Consider the following 7,605-nt stretch of genomic DNA (forward strand, 5'->3'; position numbering starts at 1 on the left):
GGGCCGTTCAACTGCCGGATCTAGGATGAAGGGCGACGGGACGACTGCGCAGGTTCCGATCAGTACACTCTCGAACGCGAGCCGACGCAGCGCAGCCTGCGTCAGCCTTGACGTGACGCGTCCGAACGGCGCGATCATCTTCAGAGGCCCAAGCGTCACCACAAAGAGGCCGAGGATCTGCAGAAAGCCCAGCCGGTAACCACCCTCGTCCGCTGCCGGCGCGATGGACGGCAACAGGAGCAGAATGATCGGGAGACAGATCGTGAGGGAGTCACACTCGGGGTATCGCTGTTTTGGCCTGGACGCGGCCAGCGTGCTCGGTTCTCGCCGCGACCCGACGTCGTAAGACCATCGGCGACGGGCACCGGCAGGGTTCGGATCAACCGCAATGAGGTTAGCCGCGACCTTCCGCGACGGTCAAGGCGCCGCATCGCCGGCCGGCCCATCCTGCCTTTGGAGACTTGCCCGATGCTGCGCCGAGTACTCCGTTGACTCTTGCCGATGGCCATCGCGATGACACCGACCACAGCTGCCCTGCCCAATGCCGCGCCGCACGCGGCTCGAGTCCCCATCGTCATCGCCCACCGCGGCGCCTCCGCATACCTTCCCGAGCACACCTTGGAGGCTAAGGCCATGGCGCACGCCATGGGCGCTGACTTTCTGGAGCAGGATGTCGTTCTCACCCGCGACGCTCAGGCGATCGTTCTTCACGATCTCTACCTGGAGAACATCACCGACGTCGCTCGGCGCTTTCCCGACCGCGCGCGTGACGACGGGCGCTGGTATGCGATCGATTTCAGCCTGGCCGAGATCCGCAGTCTGCGCCTGCACGAACGGCTTGACCCCGCCACCAGCCAACCGGTTTTTTCCGAGCGGTTTCCGCCCGAGGCCGATCTGTTCCGGATCCACACCCTCGAGGCAGAGCTGCGACTGATCCGCGGCCTGAACCGATCGACCGGACGGAGGGCGGGGATTTATGTGGAGTTGAAACATCCCGCGTGGCATCTCGCCGAGGGCCTGGATCCCGTACCGATCCTGATGCGCGAGCTGGATCGGGCCGGCTATCGCGGCCCGGAAGACCCTGTCTACATCCAATGCTTCGAACCCGACACCCTCAAGCGTCTGCGCGAGGAGATCGGCACGCGCATCGCCTTGATTCAACTCATCGGCGAGAAGGACTGGTCACCCGAAGATCTGCCGGTCGACTTCGAGCGGATGCGCACACCCGAGGGCCTGGCAACCGTCGCCGAGTACGCCCGGGGGATCGGCCCCTGGATCGGCCAAATCCACCGGGGCACGGACGAAACCCATACCCACCGGGCCACACGCTTGGTCGCCGACGCCCATGCCGCGGGACTCCTCGTCCACCCCTACACCTTTCGCAGCGACGCACTCCCCGAAGGCTTCGGCGACTTCGAGGCGCTCCTGCACTTCTTCCTTGTCGATCAAGGTGTCGACGGGATCTTCACCGACCATCCAGACGTTGCCGTTCACTTGAGAAATCGGTTCATCGGCAGGCATCAAGCGGAATAGACGGCGGCCGTGCTCGAACTCGGGCGCCTGCATCGACGTCCACTGCCCTCGTCATGGACAGAGGGTCTGTCTTCTCAGGACGTGCGCCGAGGAGTCGGATCCATCTGCGTGACCTCCAGGGTCACCGCGGCCGAGGCGAGCGAGCACGCCAAATCACGCGCCCGCCTCACGGGAAAATGGGAGAACAACAAGGTCTCGGCCGGGCCCCATAGGGTCACCCAAGCCACGATGATGAGACTCTCGCTCAGCACCGTGATGAAACGCCCCTCGAACCAGTACACGATCGCCTCGTTGACCAAGATGACAAGTCCGACGACCAGGAAGGCGACCAGGAAGGTCCAGCGACCCTTGTAGGCCAGCCCGCGGATCTCTTCATCCGCATCCGCGGATTCCTCGCGAAAATGGCTTCGAAGCGCGTGACGTACCTCGTCGACGCGACCCAGGTCAGCGCTCGGGACACCGACCCTGATCCGGAATCGCGAGCCTTTCGGATGGCCGGCCGCCTCCGCCCGAATTGCACGAGCGACCTCGGGGTGGATCCGGGGGTCAACCAACGGGGAACCGTCGCGATCGAGCAAACGCTCGACCGAGTGGACGTCAAACCTCAGATCGATCTCTTCTCGTATGGGCTTCATGGGCGTGGAGACCAAAGGTGTTGGAAGGATGTTGCTCGGCGGTTTCGTGACGAGAGCCGGATGTGTCGAGCGCCGAAGCGCCGACACGGCATGCGCTCGGTATATCATCATCCATAGACGAGGATCCGCCACGGCGTCAATGCAGCGTACAGGATCGCAATCAAAGTGAGCCAGTTGGACCGGTATAACCAAGCATGACCGACATCGACCAGTTTGTCCTGATCGCCGGAGCCCTCTTGCTGGTGGCGATCCTCGCCAGTGCGCTCTCGTATCGGATCGGCATGCCCTTGCTCCTGGTCTTCCTGGCGGTCGGCATGCTGGCCGGCGAAGACGGGCCCGGCGGCATCGTCTTCAACGATGTCGGCATCGCCTATGCCGTAGGCAGCGTGACGCTGGCGGTCATTCTGCTCGACGGCGGTCTGAACACCCGCTCGGAAACCTTTCGCACCAGCCTGCGTCCCGCGTTCGTCCTGGCGACCCTGGGCGTGGTGATCACCTGCGTGGTCGTAGGCCTGTTTGCCGCTTGGCTGTTGGATCTCGGCCTGCTTGAAGGCTTGCTGGTGGGCGCAGTGGTGGGCTCCACCGACGCCGCCGCGGTGTTTGCCTTGCTCCGCGCCCGTGGTCTGCAGCTCAAGGAACGGGTCACAGCCACGCTGGAAATGGAATCCGGCAGCAACGACCCCATGGCGGTCTTCCTGACGATCGCGGTCATCGAGCTGTTGGTCTCCGGGCACTGGGTGCCGAATCTGGACGTCCTGCCGCTGTTCGTACAACAGATGGGCATGGGGTTGGTCGCGGGCATCGCCGGAGGCTACGCGCTGGATTGGCTGACCAACCGGTTGTCGCTCGAACGCGGGATGTACCCGCTCCTGATACTCGCCGGAGGGCTCGCGGTCTATGGTTTGACCACGGTGCTGGGCGGCAGCGGCTTTCTGGCGATCTATCTGATCGGGGTCGTGCTCAGACACCGCGCGCCGCGTGAATCGCACAACATCCTCCAAGTGCACGACGGTTTTGCCTGGCTGGCACAGATCGCCATGTTCCTGATGCTGGGCCTCCTGGCAACCCCCACCGCCCTGATCGCCGATGCGCCGGCCGCCTTCGCAATCGCCTTGGCCCTGATGTTCGTTGCCCGACCCATCGCGGTTGCAGTCTGCTTGATCCCCTTTCGGTTTCCCTGGCGCGAGCAACTCTTCATCGCTTGGGTCGGATTGCGCGGGGCAGTGCCGATCATCCTGGCGCTGTTCCCGTTGCTGGCGGGTATCGCGCAAGCTGAGCTGATCCTGGATCTGGCCTTTTTCGTCGTGCTGATCTCGCTCACCGTGCAGGGCTGGACGATTCCACGCTTGGCGCGGCGACTCAGGCTCGAGGTGCCGGCGAAACCGGGGCCGGACGAGCGCCTGGAGCTGACACCCCGACCGGCGGACGGTCACGCCATCCTGGGCTACCATCTGGGTACGAGCACCCGCGCACTCGGACGTCGGGCTGACGAGCTGCACCATCCCGGCGATGCCTGGGCCGTGGCGGTGCTGCGCGACGGTCGCACACTCATGCCGGAGGTCGCGGGTCCATTGACCCCCGGAGACTGGCTCTATCTGGTCGCCAAGGACGCAGACAGCGCGACGCTCGGCGATCTACTGGTGTCCCGCGATGCACCCGCATTCCTCGACGAGCGGGTGTTCTACGGCGATTTCATCCTAAACGGCAGTGCGCCCCTCGGTGCGGTCGCGGCGCAGTACGGTCAGCCCGTAGAGGACGGGATGGAAGGCCTGACCCTGGAGCAATTCATGTGTGCCAAGCTCGACGAGCTGCCGGTCGTCGGGGATCGGGTTCGTTTGGGGAAACTCGAGCTGGTTATCCGCGACATTCGGGGTGACACCATTCATCAGGTCGGTCTGCGCATTCCGACGCATCTGCAGTGATGCAGCCGTCCGGAATGCATGCCGTACCATGAGCCGAACAGGAGTCTGAGATGAAACGCTTCAGGAACATCCTCTTCGTCGCGGATCCCGAGAAGACCTGCAGGCCCGCCTTGGAACGCGCGGTCCTGCTGGCCGAAAACAATCAGGCCGAGCTCACCGTGGTCGACGTGATTCCGCGCCTGAGCGCCGGGTTCCGCCTGCGCGACGGCGGCGCGACCGCGGAAGACCTACAGTCTGCAGCGGCGAAGCAGCACCTGTGCCGACTGGATGCGCTGATCAAACCCTACGCGCCGCGACTGGACATCCGGGTGAAGGTGCTCACGGGCACGCCTTACCTCGAGATTATTCGGGAAGTCCTGCGCAGCAAGCATGATCTGGTGATCCGCCCGCCGGAGGATGCTGGCTGGTTCGGCCGCTTGTTCGGCAGCGACGACATGAACCTGCTGCGACAGTGTCCCTGTCCGGTCTGGGCCATCAAGTGCAAGGGATCCGGGTCGTTTCAACGGATCCTGGCGGCAGTGGATGTGGACGACAGCCTCCGACCGGAGGAGATGCGGCATGCGATGAACCTCCGGATCCTGGAGATCGCGGGGACTCTGGCACTGTCGGAATTCGCCGATCTGTATGTCGTCCATGTCTGGGATGCGATCGGCGAGATCCTCCTTCGCGGGACCGTCGTCAGTACACCGGAAACCGAGGTTGCGGTCTATGTCGACCAGGTCCGAGAGCGCCATGCATCCTATCTGGCCGCTCTCCTGCAAGAGGTCACCGGGATCCTGGGAGCCGATGCGCTGGACTATCTGAAACCGAAAACGCACCTGGTGCGCGGAGAGGCACGAAAGAAGATCCCGGTGCTCGCGCGCAAGCTCGGTGTCGATCTTGTCGTGATGGGCACGGTCGGTCGTGGCGGTATCCCCGGATTGCTCATGGGCAACACCGCGGAGACCATCCTGCAGCAGGTTGATTGTTCGGTGCTCGCGATCAAGCCACCCGGATTCGTCACATCGGTTGCGCTGGAGGGCTGAGCGCGGGCCAACCGCGCCCGCTACACGGCGGGTGCTTAGTCCGCCTCCGCCGGCGTCCGCTTCGACACCGTGCCGAGTTCCTCCGGCCAACAGCCCGCGGGCGGCCCGAGCTCGGCGCCCTCCCCTTCGAACCGCACCAGATACAGCTCCCGTTCGGGATCCTCTTCAAGGGCATGACGCTCAACGAGGCACTCGAGGTCACCAACCCGGACATCGCCGACTATCTCCACGGGCTGCCGGCCGAGAAGATGCACTGCTCGGTGATGGGTCGCGAGGCACTGCAGGCGGCGATCCTCTCGCTCTGTCGGCACCTGGAGACCGAGGGCGACAAGGTCCATTAACTCACCGTCGACGGCAAGGGCCTGCTGGATATCCAGCAGTACATGAATCTGCTCTCGGAGCGTGTCGCCATCGTCTCGGTGATGTGGGCGAACAACGAATCCGGCACGTTCTTCCCGGTTCAGGAGATGGCGGAGCTGGCGAAAAGCACCTCCATCGTCGGACTCGGCAAGGCCTGCGAGATGGCGATGGAACACATCGACGACGAGAAGACCAAGGCGTGGGCCATGCGCGATCGGCTCGAACAAGGCATCCTCGCCGCCGTGCACAACTACTTCAATTAGGCTGCGCTCCTGCGTAAGCTCTGGCACCATGCGCGATCCATCAGCTTCATAGGATCCGCGCAACGATGAAAAACGAAGTCGTGCTGCTCGTCGGCCATGGTGCCCGTGACCCGGGGAACTAGGGCAACGCCGAGGTGGAGGCCTTCACCGAGGCTTGGCGGATGCGCCACCCCGAGGTCGAGATTCAGGTCTGCTGGATCGAGCATGCACCCGTCCTGCTCGACGCTGGCTTGGATCGCGCAGCCACTGCGGCCGGCTCGGGTATTGGGTCGGGCACTGCATCAGGCGACAGGCGGGTGCTGGTCCTGCCCTTGATCCTCAACGCCGCAGGTCACGTCAAGGGCGATATCCCGCAGGCGATCGCTGCCGCACGCCGGCGCCATCCGGAGGTGGAGTTCCGCTACGGGCATGCGCTCGGCACCTCGGATCAACTACTGAGGGCTCTGCGTCATCGTCTCCATCAGGCGATGGCCGAGCTCGACATGCCGGATCCGCGCACCACCGGCGTGGTTTTGCTCGCACGCGGGGCATCGGATATCGAATCCACCGGCGAAGTGGCCAAGATGGCCCACTGGCTCTACGAGACGACCGACCACGAACGCGTCGAGATCGCCTTCACCGGCATCAGCTTTCCGCGGCTCGAACAGGCCGTGCAGCGGCTCGACCTGCTCGGCGCCAGCCAGATCATCGTCCTGCCCTACTATCTCTTCACCGGACGACTCATCCAGCGCATCAGCCGCCAAGTCGGCCGATTGCGCCAACAGTACCCGACGCGCGTGTTCGCACAGGCCGGCTATATCGGCCCGCACGAGCAGTTGATGGATCTTCTGGATCTGCGCCTGACGCAGTGCCGCGACGGCACTGCGCTGCTGCCCTGCGACGGCTGCGCTTATGCGCTGGCGGCACACCATGACCATGAGCACTGACCCGAGCAGCCCGGCGCCCGGCTCCGCGGAGACCGGCGGCGCCCTTTTGACCGCGGCAGGTGCTCGCATCGAGGAAGGATCCTTCGCCATCATCGATGCGGAAGCCGGGAGCCACGTCTACGACCCGGCGCAGTGGACACTGGTCAGACGCCTCATCCACGCGAGTGGCGATTTCGACTTCAACGGGCTGACGCGTTTCCACCCCGACGCGATCGCCGCCGGCTGCGCAGCCTTCAAACGCGCCACCCCCATCGTCTGCGATGTGGAGATGATCCGCGCCGGCGTCTCGAAGACACGCATGTCGCCACTCGGCGTGAAGGCGTATCAGTTCATCGATGACCCCGAAGTGATTGCACGCGCACGCGCCGAAGACACGACCCGCGCCACGCAGGCCATGCGCCGGGCCGCACGTGAGGGTCTGTTGGACGGTGCCGTCGTCGGCATCGGCAACGCGCCGACCGCCCTCCTGGAGGTCATTCGGCTGATCGAGTCCGAGGATGTCCGCCCGGCGCTTGTGATCGGGATGCCGGTCGGATTCGTTGCCGCAGCCGAGTCGAAAGATCTCCTGATGCGTGTCGAGACGGTGCCTTGGATCGCCGTGCAGGGCCGCAAAGGCGGGTCGACGCTGGTGGTTGCGGCGCTGAATGCACTCATGATCCTGAGCTAAACCGCGTCTTCAGCAATCGGGTTGGTTTGAAGATGGAATCAACTCTCTGCGATGAATGATCTCGGCGTGACGCGGTTTAGGAGAATGAGAACAATTCGTTGCACAAGCCCAGGGTGCGTGGCCCGCACGAACGCCACCCAACCCGCCGGGGAACTCATGACACTGCTCAAGCGGTTTCACGCGTCTTTTGGCGCTCCGCGCCACGTCGCCTCTCGGCCGGCTGATGAACGAGGCCATCCGACACCAATGAACCTAAAAAGAGCAGTTACACCTT

General features: G+C 64.2%; 7 protein-coding genes and 1 pseudogene. 6 read left to right on the forward strand and 2 right to left on the reverse strand.

Annotated elements, in window-relative coordinates:
- The coding region (locus tag B4N44_RS07730) for a hypothetical protein (RefSeq protein WP_296698897.1) at positions 1-234 on the reverse strand (234 nt) is incomplete at its 3' end.
- A gap of 279 nt (positions 235-513) precedes the next feature.
- Between B4N44_RS07730 and glpQ the strand changes: the two genes are divergently transcribed.
- Positions 514-1,533, forward strand: coding sequence for a glycerophosphodiester phosphodiesterase (gene glpQ, locus B4N44_RS07735; RefSeq protein ID WP_296698900.1), 1,020 nt, complete (start codon positions 514-516; stop codon positions 1,531-1,533).
- Positions 1,534-1,607: 74 nt separating this feature from the next.
- On the opposite strand, the gene B4N44_RS07740 is transcribed toward glpQ, so the two are convergent.
- Positions 1,608-2,168: a hypothetical protein gene (locus B4N44_RS07740; protein ID WP_296698904.1), complete on the reverse strand. Its 561-nt coding sequence runs from the start codon at positions 2,166-2,168 to the stop codon at positions 1,608-1,610.
- A gap of 194 nt (positions 2,169-2,362) precedes the next feature.
- Between B4N44_RS07740 and B4N44_RS07745 the strand changes: the two genes are divergently transcribed.
- The 5 genes and pseudogenes from B4N44_RS07745 (at position 2,363) to B4N44_RS07765 (ending at position 7,331) form a co-directional block, all read left to right on the forward strand.
- Positions 2,363-4,090 (forward strand): potassium/proton antiporter, encoded by a 1,728-nt coding sequence (locus B4N44_RS07745; protein WP_296698907.1) that lies wholly within the window; start codon positions 2,363-2,365, stop codon positions 4,088-4,090.
- A 50-nt stretch (positions 4,091-4,140) separates the two neighbouring features.
- The gene (locus B4N44_RS07750) at positions 4,141-5,115 is read left to right on the forward strand and encodes a universal stress protein (RefSeq protein WP_296698909.1); all 975 of its coding nucleotides are present in this window, start codon (positions 4,141-4,143) and stop codon (positions 5,113-5,115) included.
- 161 nt (positions 5,116-5,276) lie between these two features.
- A pseudogene (locus B4N44_RS07755) lies at positions 5,277-5,732 on the forward strand (aminotransferase class V-fold PLP-dependent enzyme); the annotation flags it as partial.
- 140 nt (positions 5,733-5,872) lie between these two features.
- Positions 5,873-6,664 carry a sirohydrochlorin chelatase gene (locus B4N44_RS07760; protein ID WP_296698912.1) on the forward strand — a complete coding sequence of 264 codons (792 nt, stop codon included), beginning with the start codon at positions 5,873-5,875 and terminating at the stop codon, positions 6,662-6,664.
- The gene (locus B4N44_RS07765) at positions 6,654-7,331 is read left to right on the forward strand and encodes a precorrin-8X methylmutase (protein WP_296698914.1); all 678 of its coding nucleotides are present in this window, start codon (positions 6,654-6,656) and stop codon (positions 7,329-7,331) included. Before B4N44_RS07760 ends, B4N44_RS07765 begins: the two co-directional genes overlap by 11 nt.
- Positions 7,332-7,605 lie beyond the last annotated feature (274 nt).

The sequence above is a fragment of the Thiocapsa sp. UBA6158 genome, assembly GCF_002423035.1.
In the GTDB taxonomy this organism is placed as follows: Bacteria; Pseudomonadota; Gammaproteobacteria; order Chromatiales; family Chromatiaceae; genus Thiocapsa.